We start from the raw sequence: 17,159 nt of genomic DNA, 5'->3' as shown, positions 1-17,159 counted from the left end.
TTTCCGCGCGCTCGTCGTGCCACGGCCGGCCGGGCGGCGGGCCGGGGGGCGGCGGGGGGCGGCTGGTCGGGGGCTGGGCGTCGGGCCGCCCGCGGGGTGTGCGTCGTGGATGTGGTGTCGGCGCGTTGGTGCGGGTCAGCGAGTGTCTCCGGCGTGCTGTACACGATCAGATCCGGTCGGCGCGCAGGTCGGGAGGTTCTGGGGGGAGCGGGCTGTGGAGGCACGGGGTGGCTGGAGCGAGCACGTGCCTGTTGTGGACGCTGGGTGCGTTCGGCCCGATAAGGGGGTGTGGTGCGTGCTCGCAGCGCCACACTCCGCTTCACCCTCGGCCGGTGCCCGCCCGTTCGGGTCCCTTGTGGTGTGATCGCGACGTGTCGGGCGCGTCGTTGTCGCACCGTTACGGTGTCGCGGTCCTGGGGCGAGCGAGGAGGAGTGCGTCATCTGATGGCACCACCACACACCTGACGCACACCCCCGCCCGCGCGCCTTGACGGACAATGTCAGGGGTCGGGGCGAGACTGGTGTCGTGACCAGACGGTGCTCCCGAGGTCGGTCCGCGGTTGTGGATCCGTGGACGGACGGTGCACGGGCCGGTGGATTCGGACCCGGCCGATCAGCCCTCGCGCCCACCCGGGATGTGGACAACCCGGCGCCTCCGGCGCCGCCCGCAGGTTACCCACAGCCCGACCCACAGGTCGTACACAGAACGGGCAAGGAAGTCCACAACGACACGCCGCCGGCTGTGGAAGACACGCCCGCGACACGACGCGCCGACACAATCCCTAGGGGTTCGCGCGGATCGGCACCACTAGGTGTAGTGTCTCTGGAACGGGCACCGGTAGTTCGCCCCTCGAATGACATGAAGGTAGTTACACGGCGGTAGTCCAGGGGGACGCACCACCGACACCAGACCGAAGGGATCCCCGCCATGACCATCACCGTCTTCAGCAAGCCGGCCTGCGTGCAGTGCGACGCGACGTACCGAGCCCTGACCAAGCAGGGTCTCGAGTACACGGTGGTGGACATCACCGAGGACGCGGAGGCCCTGGAGTCGGTGAAGGCGCTCGGTTACCAGCAGGCGCCCGTGGTGTTCGCCGGTGGCGACCACTGGTCGGGCTTCCGCCCGGACAAGATCAAGGCGCTCGCGGCCGTGGCCGCGCAGGCGGCCGACCGATCGGGCGCCGCCGCGATCGCCTGAGCAGTACCGCCCAACCGCCGGCGACGGGACCGCTGAAGTCCCGCCGTCGGCCATTCGTTCTACCGTCTGAGCAATGAAGGCGTGATCAACGTGACTGGCATCGTGTACTTCTCCTCCGTCTCGGAGAACACGCGCCGTTTCGTGGACCGGCTCGAGCTGCCGGCCCAGCGGATCCCGCTCCGGCCGAAGGATCCGGCGCTCACGGTGACGACCCCGTACGTGCTCTTCGTGCCGACCTACGGCGGCGGGAACGGCAGGGGCGCGGTGCCGAAGCAGGTGATCCGCTTCCTGAACGACGAGGCGAACCGGTCGCTGATCCGTGGCGTGGTGGCCGCGGGCAACACGAACTTCGGCTCCGCCTACTGCATCGCCGGGGACATCGTGGCGCGCAAGTGCCAGGTGCCCCACCTCTACAACTTCGAACTACTGGGAACCGCAGAGGACGTTCATCGCGTCCGCGAGGGATTGGGACAGTTTTGGCTGCAACGCTGACAACAGACACAGAGATCACGACCACCGAGCCGGCGATGGACTATCACGCGCTCAACGCCATGCTCAACCTGTACGGACCGGACGGCAAGATCCAGTTCGAGAAGGACCGGGAGGCGGCACGGGAGTACTTCCTGCAGCACGTCAACCAGAACACGGTCTTCTTCCACAACCTCAAGGAGAAGCTCGAGTACCTGGTCGAGAACGGCTACTACGAGTCGGAGGTCCTGGACAAGTACTCGTTCGAGTTCCTGCAGCAGGTCTTCGACCACGCCTACGGCCAGAAGTTCCGGTTCCAGACGTTCCTCGGCGCGTTCAAGTACTACACGTCGTACACGCTGAAGACGTTCGACGGGAAGCGCTACCTGGAGCGCTTCGAGGACCGCGTGGTGATGGTGGCCCTGACCCTCGCCGACGGCGACGAGGCCTTCGCCACCCGGATGGTCGACGAGATCATCTCCGGACGGTTCCAGCCGGCCACCCCGACGTTCCTCAACTCCGGCAAGAAGCAGCGCGGCGAGGCCGTGTCCTGCTTCCTGCTGCGCATCGAGGACAACATGGAGTCGATCGCGCGGGCGATCAACTCCGCGCTGCAGCTGTCCAAGCGCGGCGGTGGCGTGGCGCTGCTGCTGTCCAACATCCGTGAGCACGGCGCCCCGATCAAGAAGATCGAGAACCAGTCCTCCGGCGTCATCCCGGTGATGAAGCTCCTCGAGGACTCGTTCTCCTACGCCAACCAGCTCGGCGCCCGTCAGGGTGCCGGCGCCGTGTACCTGCACGCCCACCACCCGGACATCCTGCGGTTCCTGGACACCAAGCGGGAGAACGCGGACGAGAAGATCCGTATCAAGACCCTCTCCCTCGGCGTCGTGATCCCGGACATCACGTTCGAGCTGGCCCGCAAGAACGAGGACATGTACCTGTTCTCCCCCTACGACGTGGAGCGCGTCTACGGGGTGCCGTTCGCGGAGATCAACGTCTCCGACAAGTACCACGAGATGGTCGACGACGGCCGTATCAAGAAGAAGAAGATCAAGGCGCGCGAGTTCTTCCAGACCCTCGCCGAGATCCAGTTCGAGTCGGGCTACCCGTACATCATGTTCGAGGACACGGTGAACAAGGCCAACCCGATCAAGGGCAAGATCACCCACTCGAACCTGTGCTCGGAGATCCTGCAGGTCTCCACCGCCTCCACGTACAACGAGGACCTCTCCTACGACCACGTGGGCAAGGACATCTCCTGCAACCTCGGATCCCTGAACATCGCCGCCACCATGGACTCCCCGGACTTCGGGGCCACCGTGGGCACGGCGATCCGGGCCCTGACCGCCGTGTCGGACCAGACCCATATCTGGTCCGTGCCCTCGATCGAGCAGGGCAACAACGACTCGCACGCCATCGGCCTGGGCCAGATGAACCTGCACGGCTACCTCGCCCGGGAGCGGATCTTCTACGGGTCCACCGAGGGCATCGACTTCACGAACATGTACTTCTACACGGTGCTGTTCCACGCGTTGACGGAGTCGAACAAGCTGAGCATCGAGCGGGGGTCGAAGTTCAAGGGCTTCGACGACTCGAAGTACGCCAGCGGGGAGTTCTTCGACAAGTACCTCACCCAGACCTGGGAGCCGGCCACCGAGCGGGTCCGCCAGATCTTCGCCGAGGCGGGCGTCGCGATCCCGACCCAGGAGGACTGGGCCGCCCTGAAGGCGTCCGTCGCCGAGCACGGCATCTACAACCAGAACCTGCAGGCGGTACCGCCCACCGGGTCCATCTCCTACATCAACAACTCGACCTCCTCGATCCACCCCGTGGCCTCGAAGATCGAGATCCGCAAGGAGGGCAAGATCGGGCGCGTCTACTACCCGGCTCCCTACCTGAGCAACGACAACGTCGAGTACTTCGAGGACGCCTACGAGATCGGCTACGAGAAGATCATCGACACCTACGCCGCGGCCACCCAGCACGTGGACCAGGGCCTCTCGCTGACGCTGTTCTTCAAGGACACGGTCACCACCCGGGACCTGAACAAGGCGCAGATCTACGCCTGGCGCAAGGGCATCAAGACGCTGTACTACATCCGGCTGCGCCAGCTCGCCCTGACCGGCACCGAGGTCGAGGGTTGCGTGTCCTGCATGTTGTGAGCCACCGGCCGGTCGCCTGACCGGTCCGGATCAGATCCCCCTCCCGGCGCGTGATCCGCTCCGCGCCGGGAGGGGTCCCCATCCTCCCCTCCGAGAACCACCCGCAAGGAGCAGCACCCGTGTCCGAGAAGCTCAAGTTGGTCAGTCGCGTCACGGCGATCAACTGGAACCGTATCCAGGACGACAAGGACCTCGAGGTCTGGGATCGTCTCACCGGCAACTTCTGGCTCCCGGAGAAGGTGCCGCTGTCCAACGACATCCAGTCCTGGCACACGCTCACCGCGGACGAGCAGCTCATGACCACACGGGTGTTCACCGGCCTGACCATGCTGGACACGATCCAGGGCACCGTCGGCGCGGTCAGCCTCATCCCGGACGCGGTGACTCCGCACGAGGAGGCCGTCTACACGAACATCGCGTTCATGGAGTCGGTGCACGCGAAGTCCTACTCCTCGATCTTCTCCACGCTGATCTCCACGGGGGAGATCGACGACGCGTTCCGCTGGTCGGAGGAGAACGAGAACCTCCAGCGCAAGGCCGACATCGTCCTGAACTACTACCGAGGTGACGACCCGGAGAAGCGCAAGGTCGCCTCCACGATGCTGGAGTCGTTCCTGTTCTATTCGGGCTTCTACGCCCCGATGTACTGGTCCAGCCGGGCCAAGCTGACGAACACCGCCGACCTGATCCGGCTGATCATCCGGGACGAGGCCGTGCACGGGTACTACATCGGCTACAAGTTCCAGAAGGCCCTGGAGAAGGCATCCCCGGAACGCCGCCAGGAGCTCAAGGACTACACCTTCGAGCTGCTCTTCGAGCTCTACGAGAACGAGGAGCAGTACACCGAGGACCTCTACGACCCGCTCGGGCTGACCGAGGACGTGAAGGCGTTCCTGCGCTACAACGCGAACAAGGCGCTGATGAACCTCGGCTACGAGGGCCTGTTCCCGAAGGACCAGACCGCCGTGAACCCGGCGATCCTGTCCGCGCTGTCCCCGAACGCCGACGAGAACCACGACTTCTTCTCCGGCTCCGGGTCCTCGTACGTGATCGGCAAGGCCGTGAACACCGAGGACGAGGACTGGGAGTTCTGAGTCGAGCCTGACGGGTGGCACGACGGTGACCGAACCGCCGGGTGAGCTGATCGGCCGCGGCCGGACGGCCGACGTGTTCGCGCTCGGGGACGGCACGGTGCTGCGCCGGTACCGGGACGGCCAGAGCGCCGAACGGGAAGGGGGACTGCTCCGCTACCTCACCGGCGAGGGCTTCCCGGTTCCGGCGGTCCGCGCGGCCCAGGGCGCCGACCTGGTGATGGAGCGGCTGCACGGCCCGACCATGCTCGGCGCCCTCGTCACGGGCGAGTTGGACGTCGGGCCGGCCATGACCGTGCTGGCGGACCTGCACCGCGCCCTGCGGTCGGTCCGGCCGCCGCCGCCCGCTCCGCAGGTCGCCGCTCACGGGCTCGTCCACCTCGACCTGCACCCGGACAACGTCATCATGGTGCCCGGCCGCGGCCCGGTCCTGATCGACTGGAACAACGCCGGGACCGGGCCGGGCGACCTGGATCTGGCGATGACGGCGCTGATCATGGCCGAGGTGGCGGTCGACCCCGCCGGGGCCGACCTCGTGGGTGCGTTGCACGACCAGTTGCGCCACGCCGTCGGGCTGTTCCTGGCCGCCGCTGGTGGCGACCCGGTCGCCGAGTTGGACGAGGCGGTCCGGCGTCGGGCCGCGAACGTGACCCTCTCCTCAGTCGAGCGGCGGGCGTCGGTCCGCGCCGGCGACCTGGTCGCCGAGCTCGCGCGGTAGTTCGGGACCCCGCCCGGCCCACGGGTCGGACCGGCCGAATCGCGCCGGGCGTCGGCATCGAGGGCGGCCTGGGCGGCTACCCCCGGGGCCCGCCGACTCGCTGCGTGCGCCGACCGACGAGGATCCCGGCTCCGAGACCCGCGAGCAGTGCGCCGGCACCGACGAGAGCGATGGCACCCAGGCCCGCAGTGAACGGGGACCGGAAGGTTGCCTCGCTGAGCGGGGCGTACGCGAACCACCCGAAGGATGCCGATCGCCACAGCCACGCCTGCCAGCCCCCGACGCCAGTCAGCACCACGCCGACGACGAGGAGGATGACGGCGATCGTCGGCGCGTGCGATCGGGACGGGGACATCGGTTCGCTCACGCGTGACACCGTGGCACACGGGCGCTGGATGCGGAAGGCGAGCACGGCGGGTCTGCCATGATGGCGCCCGTGACCTCGGTATGGAACTGGCAGGGCGTGCTCGATCGGGGCGACCTGAAGGACACCTACGTCGCCAAGGTCGACCGCCTCGCCGACGCCGCGCGGGACGGGCAGTGGGAGGCGGTCTTCCGGCTGTCGGATGAGCTCGACCTCGGCGTGAACGTCTGGCGCGTCGGCGGTGAGTCGTTGTACACACCGCTCCACCAGGCCGCGTGGCACGGGGCGGGGACGACGGTCGTGGAACGGCTCCTGAGCCTGGGCGCCTGGCGCACGCTCCGCACGGCCGCGGGCGAGAATGCCCACGACATCGCCCGGCGGCGCGGACATGCGCACCTGCTCGAGTCACTCGCGCCGACGGAACGCTCGCTCGGCCGCCTCGACGAGTTGACCGCCCTCGACACCCGGCTTCGCGACCTGGTCGAGTCCCGCATCCGGCCCCACATCGGCACCCGGCTACGGTTCCCGCAGACCTCGGTCCTGACGGAGGTCAAGGACACGATGCTGCGCCAACGGATGGGGTTCCCGGTGCCGGGGATGTACGGCGGGTTCGAGATCACGCTGGTCACCGCGGGCCTCCGGGTGGTCAGCTCGAGCCGGGTGGCCGGGGGTTCCGGTCAGGAGCACCTGGTCACCCGCGACGGCGTGCTGCTCATCGATGAGGGCTTCGTATAGAACGCCCTCCGCCACCCGCGGAGCGTGGCGGGTCACCTCACCAGCCCGCGGCCGATCGCGTCGCGTAGGACGTCGGCGTGGAGCACGTCATGGGACTCCAGTTCGGTCACTGCCGCCGCGGGATCGAGTTCGCTGACCGCCACGATCTGCTCGCCGTCCGGCGGGTTGGTGGGCGGTCCCGACACCACGACCTGCCCGACGGCGTAGGCCCAGTAGGCGTACGGGTGCGGTTGGTGCGGGCGGTAGGGCTGGGGCAGGCGGCTGGTCGCCGCGTGCGCGGCGAAGACGACGGGCTCGGTCCGGAACACGGCGCCGGCCTCCTCGAGCAGTTCCCGGCCGGCGAGTTCGCGCACCGACTCACCCGGTTCCCGGGTGCCGCCCGGGAGGAACCGCCAGCCCTCGATGCTCCGACAGACCAGCACCGACCCGTCCGGGGTGACCCCGATCAGATGCAGGCGGGAGATGAGGTGCTCGGGTGGCGCGCCCCGGGCGTAGGCGATGTCCGCACCGGCGTACGGCACGAACCTCGGTGCGACGAGTCGGGCCTGCCAGTCGGGCGCAGTCATGGCGAGGAGTATGGCAGGGTGGCCACCGGTGGCCCTCGTCCAGCACGAGGCTCTTCTACACGCCGGCGAGGCCCAGCGTCTCGGCGTTGGCGCGACGGATCTCCATCGACCAGTCCTCGCCGGTGTTCATCGAGCGTCCGAGGGACGGCACCAGTTCCCGCAGCGCCTCGGTCCACCCGTCGAAACGGTCGCCGAACGCCTCCTGCAGGAGCCGGATCATGACCGGCACCGCTGTCGAGGCGCCGGGGGAGGCTCCGAGCAGACCGGCGAGGTTGTTCCCCGGCGAGACCACGAGTTCGGTGCCGAACTGCAGGACGCCGCGCCCGGTGGCGTTGCGACCGATCACCTGGACCCGCTTGCCGGCGTCGATCATCTCCCAGTCCGCGTCGGCAGCGCTCGGCATCAGCCGGCGCAACGCCGACATCTGCTTGTCCGGGGAGGCGGTGATCTCCCCGACCAGGTACTTCAGAAGGTCGAAGTTGTCCTTCGCCACGGACAGCATCGGCCCGATGTTCCCGGGACGGATGCTCCGGAACAGGTCCAGGCGAGAACCGGACTTCAGGAACCGGGGGTCCCACCCGGCGAAAGGACCGAACAGCAAGGAATCCTCGCCGTCGACGGTCCGGTGGTCGAGGTGCGGGGCCCCGAGGCCGGGTACTCCCTTGTCGGCCTTGCCGTAGGCCTTCACGGGATGGGTCCGGACGACCTCGGGCTTGCGGGTCCGCAGGAACCTCCCGCTCACGGGGAAGCCGCCGAAGCCGTTCGCCTCGGGGATCCCGGAACTCTGGAGGAGCCGGAGCGACCCGCCCCCGGCGCCGACGAAGACGAACCGGGCGGGGGTGGTGGCGATGCCGGTCGGGGTGCGGTGGGAGATCATCCAGCCCTCACCGTCGCGTCGCAGGCCGGTCACCGGGTGACGGAGGTGCAGCCGTGCCCCACGTGCGACCAGGGCATCGATCAGCGCACGGGTCAGGGCGCCGTAGTCGACATCGGTACCCGACGCCTCATAGGCGGCGGCGATCGGTTCGGCGGCGCCTCTACCGTCCACGAGTGCCCGGGACCACTCGCCGATCCGTGCCGGGTCGTCGCTGAAGTGCAGGTTCGCGAACAGCGGCTCCTCTTTCAGAGCGTCATGCCACTGGCGCAGGAACGCGACGTTCTCGGCACCGGCCACGAACGCGAGGTGAGGGGTCGGATTGACGAAACGGGACGCCGTCGGGAGTTCTCCGCGGGCGACCAGGGCCGACCAGAACTGCCGGGTGACCTGGAACTGCTCGCCGATCGCGATCGCCTTGGACACGTCGAGACCGCCACCGGGCAGCCGCGTGGCGTAGTCCAGCTCGCAGAACCCGGCGTGCCCGGTGCCGGCGTTGTGCCAAGCGTTCGAACTCTCCAGCGCGGGCGCATCGAGGGCCTCGAAGATCTCGACGTTCCAGTCCGGCTCGAGATGCTGGATCAGCGTGCCCAGCGTTGCGCTCATGATGCCGGCGCCGATCAGTGCGACGTCCACAGTGCCCGAACCCATGAAGGGAATCGTACGGAACGTGGCGGTGGTCGATCGGACCGGGCCGACCGGTGGACAGGCCGACGCTTCCGCGCGATCGCCCCGACGGCGAAATGGTCAGTGCTTTCGGCCGAAGGCGAAGTAGCTGACCGGGCCGACGAAGTTCACGAAGCTCGCGGCGACCCAAGCCGCCTTGGGCCCACGAACGAGTTCCGCGGGCCGTCTCTTCAGGTCCACGAGCGCGGCGACGAGGAGGCCGAGCTCCACTGCGCCGACGCCGATGATGGCGACCTTCTGCCCCGCGGTGAAGTCGTTCCAATCGATCTTCTTGCGCCCGTCCCGTTCCATCTCACCAGGATACGACCGCGACGGCGTGGCGCACCGGGTCCGTCGATGGCCCTCAGGACAGCAGGAGCGGTAGCGGCGAGACGGCCAGCACGATGAAGCCCACGGTGCCGAGCGCGGACGCCGGCCAGCCGATGGCCCCGGCCAGGGCCGCGGGCACCCGGTCCCTGCGCAGGGCCGTCGGGAGCGGGAAGAAGGGCCGGCTCCGGCCCGGAATCACCGCTGCGCACGGGGGCATCAGCACCAGCAGGCTGAGGACGTACCCCACGTACTCCAACGGGCGCGCGTCGCGGCCCGCAAGAGAGATCGCCCAGTTCGTGACCGCGAACGTGAGCACCAGAAGGACGGCGTACAGGGCCGTGGTGAGCAGTAGAGCGCGCAGGACCTGGCCGCGGGAGTTCCGGACCAGCCATCCCCGCGCTGCCGAGCCGATCTTGTGGTCGAGGAACATGGACCAACCGAACAGGGCGAGGAGTCCGCCGACGTAGACCGCAACCACGCGGCCAACAGTAGGTCAGGTCAGCGACCCGACCCGCTCCGGCCCTCGGGGGCTCGGCGTCAGAGCACCACCGGCTCGGTGACGTCCTCGCGGCGGCGCACCGCCACGCCGTCGGGCCCCTCGAACCGCCGGCCCCAGCCGGTGGCCACCGCCACGATCAGCACCACCGTGAGCACCAGCGGGTAGAGGGTGGCGCCGAACAACTGCACGGTCGAGAGCGCGGGCGCCTGCTCGTGCCCGCCGGTCAGGAGTGCCCCGATGAACAGGAACGCGCTGAACACCGGCACCACGCAGGACAGGCCCATCGCGAAGCAGTCCAGGACGTTCGTGCGTCGGTACGGGTAGAGCTGCTGCCGGGCACCGATCTCGTCGGCGATCGGGCCGAAGGCGAGCATCGAGGCGGAGTTCACGCCGCCGAACAGCACCGTCGTGGCGCTCACGCCGAGGCCGATCGCGGTCTCGGCGCCGCGGGGGGTGCCGGCCAGGCGACCGCGGGCGAGCGCGTCGACGATCCGGTCGAGCACGCCGGCGGCGCGCAGCACGCCCATGATCCCGAACACGGAGATCACCAGGCACACGGTCGGCAGCAGGGCCGCCACCCCTGTCACCAGGTAGCCGGTCGGGGCACCGTCGACCACGCCGAGCACACCGGAGGGTTCCAGCAGCCCGGCGAGCAACGCCGTCGCCGTGCCGAGGATGAGACCGATGGTCACGGCCAGGAAGATGTTCCGGGTGTAGAACGCCACCGCGAGCAGCACGGCGATCGGGACCAGCATGAGCAGGCCTCGCGGGTCCGACGCCTCGGCCAGGTCGGCACTGTCCACCGGGCCGGCGCCGGCGCCGCCGAAGACCAGGTACGCAACGGCGCTGATCCCTGCGGCCACCAGGGCGTACCTGGCGCGGCTCGCGACGACGCCGCCGATGTCCGCGGCCCCGTCCTTGCGGCGGAACCGCTGGGTGGACGCGGAGATGATCGTGGTGTCGGAGATGGGGGCGAGGTTGTCGCCGAAGATCGCGCCGGAGACGATCGCGCCCGCCAGTAGCGTCGGGTCGGCGCCGAGCAGCACACCGGCCGGGTAGAAGATCGGGAACGCGGTGAACATCGTCCCGATGGAGGAACCCGTGGCCATCGCGATCAGGCAGCAGGCCAAGAACGTGAAGAGGGTCAGAGCGGCCCCGCTCAGCCCGGCCTGGTCGGCGATCCAGACGAAGCCCCCGGAGACGTTCGAGTCCTTGATCAGCTGACCGAGCATGCCGACCATGAACAGCACCATGACGATCGAGACGGCGGTCTGGCTTCCGATCCCGGCCATGACGGCGTCCCAGTACTTGCTGTAGCCACGGGCCAGGAGCGCGCCGATCAGCAGGGCGACGAAGCCACCGGTGGCCAGCGCGGTCATATCGAACGCGTCCAGCACCACGAAGTACAGGACGCAGAAGGCCAGGAAGATCGCCACCGGGACGAACGCCATCATCCAGCCGCCGCGGAACGTCAGCTCGGACTCACCACTCATCGATCGACCTCGTACCTCGCCGTGACGGACCTGCCGCGACCGGGTGTGCGGCACGGCCCCGGACCCTACACGGATGCTGGACGGCTCGTCGGGGCCGTCCAGCATCGGGGGATACTGCTTGCTCGAGCAGGAGGACGTGATGGACGAGATGACTGGCGAGAACGCCGACAACACCGCGGCGCAGCGCCGGACGGAACTGAGCGATCTCAGGGTGGTGGTGGACCGGATCGAGGGTCGGTCCGTGTGCGGGCTGCGGCCCGGCGACTCCTTCGACGTGACCTGCTCGAGTCGGCTGAGCATCCCGGCCGGCCGGCACTTCTGCCTCTATGCGCTCTCGGCGGTGCTGCCCCTCCTGCCGGCCGCCCAGCGGTCGGTCGACCCCGACGACTGGCTGGCCTCCGACGAGGTCGCCTGCCCGGACCCCGAGGAACGGCTCATCATGCGCATCGAACGCACCGGCCGACGCAGCATCCCGACGGAGGACCTCACGTGAGCGTGTCGCTGACCATCGCACTCCAGTCCGACAAGACCGCAGCCGAGTACGCGCGCCAGGCCCGGAACGTGGAGGCGCAGGGTTTCGACGGGCTGTCGGTCTACTCCGATCTCGGCTACCAGCCGCCGATGGCCCCGCTCATGGTGGCGGCGGACGTCACCGAGACCCTACGGCTGGGGCCCTCCTGCCTGAACCCGTACCTGCTCCACCCGGTCGAGATCGCCGGGCAGGTGGCGGCCCTGGACGAGGCCTCCGGTGGGCGTGCCTACCTCGGCCTGGCCCGCGGGTCCTGGATGGCGCAGGTGGGCGTGCGGCAGGTCCGGGCACTGACCCACCTGGAGGACACCGTGCACATCGTGCGCCGGCTGCTGGCCGGCGACGACTCCGGCTACACCGGACAGGTCTTCTCGATCGAACCGGGCTTCGCCCTGCAGTACGAGCCGGTCCGACCGGACGTGGACGTGCTGCTCGGCGTCTGGGGCCCGCGCGGTGCCGCCCTGGCGGGCCGGCTCGCCGACGAGGTGAAGATCGGCGGGTCGGCGAACCCGGACATGGTCCGTCAGATGCGCACCTGGGTCGACGACTCGGCCACCGCCGCCGGCCGGGGCGCAGGGGCGGTGGGTGTCTGTGCCGGTGCGGTCACGGTGGTCGACACCGACGGCACCGTGGCACGCGGCCTCGCCCGCCGGGAGGTGGCCATGTACGTCGACGTCGTCGCCGCCCTCGACCCGACGGTGCAGATCGAGGAGGAATTGCTGGCCCGGCTGCGCGCGCTGCTCGCCGAGGGGCACGCGGACGACGCCGGCGCGCTGCTCAGCGACGACCTGTTGGACCGGTTCGCCTTCGCCGGGACACCGGCCCAGATCGTGGCGCACACACTCGAGCTCGTCGAGGCCGGGGCCGATCGGGTCGAGTTCGGCACGCCGCACGGTCTCACCGGGGCCGAAGGGATCGACCTGCTCGGGTCGGCCGTGCTGCCCGCGCTGCGAGTGGAGCTCGACGCAGCCTGAGCGGGCCGCGCGCGGTGCCGCACCGAGAATGCGGACAACCGGGCGTCACAACCCACCTGGGGACGAGCGCTCTCGGCCGGCCAGGATCGCGGCTGCGAGCCCGTTCAGACCGAGGTTGTCGCGGCCGCGCCCCCAGTCGACGGCGTGCGGCTGTCTGCTCGAGGCCCAGGTCCGGCCGGAGAAGCGACCGCGGCCGTCGTGGGCGTGCTCGACGACGGCGAAGGCGTCGTTCGCACGCGGATCGTCGAGTCGCCCCAGAGCGGCAAGCAGCCGCAGTCCGATCAGGACGTCGTAGTGCCAGTACGACGGGTAGTGCAGGACCGTCCAGGACGGGTGGATCGGCGCACCGGTGGCGCGGGAGCGGAACAGCCGGTGCTCGAGCAGCAGCTCAGCCGTCCGCTCGGCGGCCCGCCTGGCGCAGACGTCCCCGGTGGCCGTGGCGTACTCGGCGAGTGCGAGCGCGGGGATCGTGGACTCGTGGAAGGACGAGCGCCGGGCAGCGTGGTGCCGGTCGCAGTTCCAGCCGCCGTCGGGCCACTGCCACTCGAGCAGCGCGTCCACCAACTGCCGGGTCCGCTCGTCCCCGGCGTAGCCGAGCCGGGTCAGGGCGTGGACCGCGTTGCCTTCGATGGACGCGTGCCGGAGCGGCAGCCCGGCCACGCGCAACACCCGATCACCGGCCAGGCCCGGCAAGAGCCAGGCACACTCCGAGGCGACTCCCGGCTCGAGGCGGGCCCTCGGGACCGGGATCCCGGAGTCGGCGATCTCGACGAGGCGCCAGTGGGTCCCGGTCCACTTCGCGTACGGGTGCCCGGAGGGGAAGTCGAGCAACCGTTCGACGAGTTCCTCCTTCATCGCCGGCCGATCACGTCGGTTCGGACTCTGCGGCCCGCTGGGTGAGCCACTCCTTCGCGCGGCGCTTCGAGGCCCGGCTGAGCCAGGCGTCGCGGACGAGTTCGGTGATCTCCGCTCGGGACACCTGGCCGACGTGCGCGGCACGGATGAGCACGGAGCGGTGTCCGTGGAAGTGAGGCGTCGTGAAGAACGGTCCGGACTCGTCCTGCACCAGGGCCGCCTTGTCATCCTCGTCGCCGACCCAGATCACGATGACGTCGTCGTAGAGCTCCCCGGTGGCCGGGTCGAACGCGTCCTTGCGAGGGTTGCGGAAGAACACGAACGACTTCCCGCCGACCTGGTACACCGGGTTCTGTCCGGCGGACTCGACGCTCACGTACGGCATCGCAAGGGCGGCCGCGTGGATGTCCTCCACCCGGGCCGGCGTCGTCGCGGGCTCGCGCATGTTCCCGATGGTGCCACTCCCGCCCGCGTTCTCACAGTGGGTGCCGATTCGTTGAGCGAAGACCGTAACGAGACCGGGTGGGTGCAGACACGCCGATGAAACCGCGCGCTCGTAGCGTCGGGGACGCCGCACCGGCGGCAGCAGACCTCGACCGTCCGATCCACGGAGCCGTGCCACATGTCCTACGTCAAGCCTGCTGACCTCGTCCCGACCATCATCGATGCGGGCGCGAGCAAGGTGCTCCTGTCCGCCCGCGACACCCTGGTCCGGTCCACGATGGGTGGCGCGATCCTCGCGATCGCCGCCGCCTTCGCGGTCACGGTCACCGTGACGACCGGCCACGCCATCCTGGGCGCGGTGCTGTTCCCGGTGGGCTTCATCCTGCTGTACCTGCTCGGGTACGACCTGCTCACCGGGATGTTCGTGCTGGGCCCGCTCGCGTGGTTCGACAAGCGGCCCGGCATCACGGTGCGCGGTGTGCTGCGCAACTGGGGGCTCGTGTTCGTCGGCAACTTCCTCGGGGCATTCGCCGTCGCGGTGATGATGGCGATCGTGGTGACGTACGGGTTCGACACCCCGCCCAATGAGGTCGGCCAGGCGATCGGCCACATCGGTGAAGGGCGGACCGTCGGCTACGCGGAGCACGGGGCGGCCGGCATGCTGACGCTGTTCGTGCGCGGCATGCTGTGCAACTGGATGGTGTCGATGGGGGTCATCGGCGCGATGGTCGCCAAGGACGTGCCGGGCAAGGCGATCGCCATGTGGATGCCGGTCATGCTGTTCTTCTTCATGGCGTTCGAGCACTCGATCGTCAACATGTTCCTGTTCCCGTCCGGGCTGCTCCTCGGCGGGGACTTCACGATCATGGACTACCTGATCTGGAACGAGATCCCGACGGTCCTCGGCAACCTGGTCGGCGGCCTGCTGCTCACGGGGCTGCCCCTCTACCTCACCCACGGCCGTCCCTCGGCCCGCCGCACGAGTGCGCCGGAGCACCAGGAGTCCGACGCAAGTCCGACGGCGGAGCCCGCCCTGGTCGGCGAGCGCGCCTGACGGGTGCTAACCCCGCCAGTCCGCGCGCAGCAGCTCGTAGATGACCTCGCCCTGTTCCGTACCGGGCAGCGGGTCGTCCCACTCGCGCATCTCGGTGCGCACATGGCTCATGCCGAGCTTGCGCATCACGCCCCGGCTGCCCACGTTCACCGCCATGGTCTCGGCGGTCACCGACCCGAGACCGACGGTCCCGAAGGAGTGCTCGACGACGGCCCGTGCGCCTTCCGTGGCCAGGCCACAACCCCAGAACTCGCGGCGCAGACGCCACCCGAGCTCCGCCGTCGACGGCGCCTGGGTGATGGGCTCGGGCGGTGAGGCGCACCACCAACCGACGAACTCGCCGTCGGCGAACCCGACCCAGTAGCCGAGCCCGACGGCGTCGGCGGCCGTGCTCTCGCACCCGGGCGCCCACTCCCGGCGCGCCTGCGCGGGGCTTCGGGCGCGGCCGATGAGGTAGCGCATCACCTCGGGGTCGCCGTCGAGTTCGACGAGATGCGGCAGGTGGTCCGGCCGCATCGGCACCAGGGTGATCCGGGGGGTGGTCAGCGTCGGGCGCACCCGGCCTGTCTATCAGGAGACCGCATGCACCACCGTGAACCTGGCACAGGCGAACTCGCGGTTGCGGGCCAGCTCCTCCAGCCGGAACTCGACGTGCCGGGGCAGCAGGGGCGCGCCGGCGCCGATCGTGACCGGGGCGTAGGAGACGATCATCTCGTCGAGCAGTCCGTGGTCGGCGAACTGCCCGGCGAGGTCGCCGCCGCCGACGATCCAGATGTCCTTCCCGGCGGCCGCGGCAGCCATCCGGGCGTGCACCTGCCGCACGTCGTCGGACGTGAAGGTGACATCGGCGCCGTCGCTGCGGGGCGGGAAGTCCCGGTGCGTGAACACCCAGGCGGGCATCGTGTACTCCCAGCCGCCGGGTGCGTGCTCCTCGACCCAGGCGTAGGTCGACGCGCCCATCGCGATCGCCCCGACCTTCGCGATGAACTCGTCGTAGTTCATCGGGCCGGTGTTGTCGATGTCGCGGGTGAGCAGCCAGTCGAGGGAGTGCTCGGGGGTGGCGATGAAGCCGTCCAGGGTGGTCGCGGTGTAGTAGGTGGTGCGGGTCATCGGTTCTCCTCGGTGGGGGTCGGGTTCGGTCCGCGCAGCCAGTCGATCGGGTCGCCCTCCCCAGGGTCGACCCCGGCGTCGCGGAGCAGGTGGCGCACCAGCAGGCGACGGTGGGCGGCGTAGGTGAGCACGTGCGCGATCACGCTGCTCAGCACGAAACTCTCGGGTGGTTCGCAGAGTGCGTCGATCAACCGGTCGTCCCAGGCGCCACGCCGCTCGATGTCCCGGACCGCGTCGAGCCACCGCGCGGCGGCGTCCGCGTGCCGGCCCGTGAGGGAGGCCGGGTCGTCGGGGCCGCGTTCCGGGAAGTCCCGCCCCTCGATCGAGGCGAGCCAGACCTCCTTGGTCCAGATGTGGTGCTCGAGCACGGTCGCGACCGACTCCTCCGGGCCGTCCCAGGACAGCACGGTGAGCCCCGGCCAGCGGACGCGCCGATAGGCGGCCTCATCCAGGTCCGCGGCGAGCCGGAGCAGGTGCCGGGTGTCGTCGACGTCGTGGCGCACCAGGTGCGCCGTGAGCGCGTCCGGCGCCGCCGTCTCGCCGCCACTGACCCACAGGTTCGTCGGCGGGTGGAAGTGGATGCCGTTCGGGGCGGGCAGCCAGTGCGTGCTCGCGCGGGCCCGGCCGGCCGTCGGTCCGGCGGTGGTCGGCTCCCGGTGCCCGACGGCGGGGGCCTCGCGCTCGGAGCCGACGGAACTCGGGGGGTAACCGTAGGCGCGCGTGAACGCGCGGCTGAAACCGTCCACGGAGTCGTAGCCGGCCGCCCAGGCGGTGTCGGTCACGGATTCGCCCAGGCTCAAACGCCACGCGGCCCGCTCCAGGATCACCCGGCGGCGCAGCGCCACCGGGGACTCGCCGGTGCCGCGGCTGAGCTGGCGGCTGAAGTGCCACGGCGAGGAGAACGCGCCCGCGGCCATGTCCCGCAGGTCGGCGTGGTCGTCGTCGAGGACCGCGTCGAGCAGTTCGCGCAGTCGGTCGCGTCCGTTCTCCGTCATGTGATCAAGTGTGCGGCCGGTCGGCCCGGCG

General features: G+C 69.7%; 20 protein-coding genes. 9 read left to right on the top strand and 11 right to left on the bottom strand.

Going from position 1 to position 17,159, the window contains the following annotated elements; translation table 11 throughout:
- Nucleotides 1–928 precede the first annotated feature (928 nt).
- The 5 genes from nrdH to EXU48_RS00240 all read left to right on the top strand — a co-directional run bounded on the left by nrdH (nucleotide 929) and on the right by EXU48_RS00240 (nucleotide 5,640).
- The gene (gene nrdH, locus EXU48_RS00260) at nucleotides 929–1,198 is read left to right on the top strand and encodes a glutaredoxin-like protein NrdH (protein ID WP_133105591.1); all 270 of its coding nucleotides are present in this window, start codon (nucleotides 929–931) and stop codon (nucleotides 1,196–1,198) included.
- Between the two features lie 90 nt (nucleotides 1,199–1,288).
- A complete protein-coding gene (gene nrdI / locus EXU48_RS00255) occupies nucleotides 1,289–1,690 on the top strand; it encodes a class Ib ribonucleoside-diphosphate reductase assembly flavoprotein NrdI (protein ID WP_133105590.1) in 402 nt (133 codons plus the stop codon).
- A gap of 35 nt (nucleotides 1,691–1,725) precedes the next feature.
- Nucleotides 1,726–3,831: a class 1b ribonucleoside-diphosphate reductase subunit alpha gene (gene nrdE, locus EXU48_RS00250; RefSeq protein ID WP_207947558.1), complete on the top strand. Its 2,106-nt coding sequence runs from the start codon at nucleotides 1,726–1,728 to the stop codon at nucleotides 3,829–3,831.
- A 119-nt stretch (nucleotides 3,832–3,950) separates the two neighbouring features.
- Nucleotides 3,951–4,925 carry a class 1b ribonucleoside-diphosphate reductase subunit beta gene (nrdF, locus tag EXU48_RS00245; RefSeq protein WP_133105588.1) on the top strand — a complete coding sequence of 325 codons (975 nt, stop codon included), beginning with the start codon at nucleotides 3,951–3,953 and terminating at the stop codon, nucleotides 4,923–4,925.
- 25 nt (nucleotides 4,926–4,950) lie between these two features.
- Nucleotides 4,951–5,640, top strand: a complete 690-nt coding sequence (locus EXU48_RS00240) for a phosphotransferase (RefSeq protein WP_165962632.1) — start codon at nucleotides 4,951–4,953, stop codon at nucleotides 5,638–5,640.
- Between the two features lie 76 nt (nucleotides 5,641–5,716).
- On the opposite strand, the gene EXU48_RS00235 is transcribed toward EXU48_RS00240, so the two are convergent.
- A complete protein-coding gene (locus EXU48_RS00235; RefSeq protein WP_133105586.1) occupies nucleotides 5,717–6,007 on the bottom strand; it encodes a hypothetical protein in 291 nt (96 codons plus the stop codon).
- 69 nt (nucleotides 6,008–6,076) lie between these two features.
- Between EXU48_RS00235 and EXU48_RS00230 the strand changes: the two genes are divergently transcribed.
- The gene (locus EXU48_RS00230) at nucleotides 6,077–6,739 is read left to right on the top strand and encodes an ankyrin repeat domain-containing protein (RefSeq protein WP_133105585.1); all 663 of its coding nucleotides are present in this window, start codon (nucleotides 6,077–6,079) and stop codon (nucleotides 6,737–6,739) included.
- Between the two features lie 32 nt (nucleotides 6,740–6,771).
- On the opposite strand, the gene EXU48_RS00225 is transcribed toward EXU48_RS00230, so the two are convergent.
- The 5 genes from EXU48_RS00225 to EXU48_RS00205 all read right to left on the bottom strand — a co-directional run bounded on the left by EXU48_RS00225 (nucleotide 6,772) and on the right by EXU48_RS00205 (nucleotide 11,167).
- Nucleotides 6,772–7,305, bottom strand: coding sequence for an NUDIX domain-containing protein (locus EXU48_RS00225; protein ID WP_133105584.1), 534 nt, complete (start codon nucleotides 7,303–7,305; stop codon nucleotides 6,772–6,774).
- 55 nt (nucleotides 7,306–7,360) lie between these two features.
- Nucleotides 7,361–8,830: a malate dehydrogenase (quinone) gene (gene mqo / locus EXU48_RS00220; protein WP_133105583.1), complete on the bottom strand. Its 1,470-nt coding sequence runs from the start codon at nucleotides 8,828–8,830 to the stop codon at nucleotides 7,361–7,363.
- A 96-nt stretch (nucleotides 8,831–8,926) separates the two neighbouring features.
- Nucleotides 8,927–9,157 (bottom strand): PLD nuclease N-terminal domain-containing protein, encoded by a 231-nt coding sequence (locus tag EXU48_RS00215; protein ID WP_133105582.1) that lies wholly within the window; start codon nucleotides 9,155–9,157, stop codon nucleotides 8,927–8,929.
- Between the two features lie 52 nt (nucleotides 9,158–9,209).
- The gene (locus tag EXU48_RS00210; RefSeq protein ID WP_133105581.1) at nucleotides 9,210–9,653 is read right to left on the bottom strand and encodes a hypothetical protein; all 444 of its coding nucleotides are present in this window, start codon (nucleotides 9,651–9,653) and stop codon (nucleotides 9,210–9,212) included.
- Between the two features lie 59 nt (nucleotides 9,654–9,712).
- Nucleotides 9,713–11,167, bottom strand: a complete 1,455-nt coding sequence (locus EXU48_RS00205) for a Na+/H+ antiporter NhaC family protein (RefSeq protein WP_133105580.1) — start codon at nucleotides 11,165–11,167, stop codon at nucleotides 9,713–9,715.
- Nucleotides 11,168–11,306: 139 nt separating this feature from the next.
- Between EXU48_RS00205 and EXU48_RS00200 the strand changes: the two genes are divergently transcribed.
- Together EXU48_RS00200 and EXU48_RS00195 are read left to right on the top strand one after the other, a co-directional pair.
- On the top strand, nucleotides 11,307–11,660 hold the full coding sequence (locus EXU48_RS00200; RefSeq protein ID WP_207947557.1) for a TIGR04076 family protein: 354 nt from the start codon (nucleotides 11,307–11,309) through the stop codon (nucleotides 11,658–11,660).
- Entirely contained in the window at nucleotides 11,657–12,670 is a 1,014-nt protein-coding gene (locus EXU48_RS00195; protein ID WP_133105579.1) for an LLM class flavin-dependent oxidoreductase, read from the top strand. The genes EXU48_RS00200 and EXU48_RS00195 overlap by 4 nt, the downstream gene beginning before the upstream one ends.
- A gap of 45 nt (nucleotides 12,671–12,715) precedes the next feature.
- On the opposite strand, the gene EXU48_RS00190 is transcribed toward EXU48_RS00195, so the two are convergent.
- Nucleotides 12,716–13,525 (bottom strand): hypothetical protein, encoded by an 810-nt coding sequence (locus tag EXU48_RS00190; RefSeq protein WP_133105578.1) that lies wholly within the window; start codon nucleotides 13,523–13,525, stop codon nucleotides 12,716–12,718.
- Between the two features lie 10 nt (nucleotides 13,526–13,535).
- Nucleotides 13,536–13,970, bottom strand: coding sequence for an MmcQ/YjbR family DNA-binding protein (locus tag EXU48_RS00185; RefSeq protein WP_133105577.1), 435 nt, complete (start codon nucleotides 13,968–13,970; stop codon nucleotides 13,536–13,538).
- Between the two features lie 177 nt (nucleotides 13,971–14,147).
- On the opposite strand from EXU48_RS00185, the gene EXU48_RS00180 reads away from it, so the two are divergent.
- On the top strand, nucleotides 14,148–15,023 hold the full coding sequence (locus EXU48_RS00180) for a formate/nitrite transporter family protein (protein WP_133105576.1): 876 nt from the start codon (nucleotides 14,148–14,150) through the stop codon (nucleotides 15,021–15,023).
- Nucleotides 15,024–15,029: 6 nt separating this feature from the next.
- Here the strand turns inward: EXU48_RS00180 and EXU48_RS00175 are convergent, their stop codons facing one another.
- Genes EXU48_RS00175 through EXU48_RS00165 form a run of 3 tightly spaced genes read right to left on the bottom strand, consistent with a single transcriptional unit; the run spans nucleotide 15,030 to nucleotide 17,128 of the window.
- On the bottom strand, nucleotides 15,030–15,581 hold the full coding sequence (locus EXU48_RS00175; RefSeq protein ID WP_235856750.1) for a GNAT family N-acetyltransferase: 552 nt from the start codon (nucleotides 15,579–15,581) through the stop codon (nucleotides 15,030–15,032).
- 12 nt (nucleotides 15,582–15,593) lie between these two features.
- Nucleotides 15,594–16,133, bottom strand: a complete 540-nt coding sequence (locus EXU48_RS00170) for a dihydrofolate reductase family protein (RefSeq protein ID WP_133105575.1) — start codon at nucleotides 16,131–16,133, stop codon at nucleotides 15,594–15,596.
- Entirely contained in the window at nucleotides 16,130–17,128 is a 999-nt protein-coding gene (locus EXU48_RS00165) for a helix-turn-helix domain-containing protein (RefSeq protein ID WP_133105574.1), read from the bottom strand. The genes EXU48_RS00170 and EXU48_RS00165 overlap by 4 nt, the downstream gene beginning before the upstream one ends.
- Nucleotides 17,129–17,159: the final 31 nt, after the last annotated feature.

The sequence above is a fragment of the Occultella glacieicola genome (genome assembly GCF_004353825.1).
Lineage (GTDB): Bacteria > Actinomycetota > Actinomycetes > Actinomycetales > Beutenbergiaceae > Occultella > Occultella glacieicola.
This window is presented reverse-complemented; position numbering and strand designations above follow the sequence as displayed.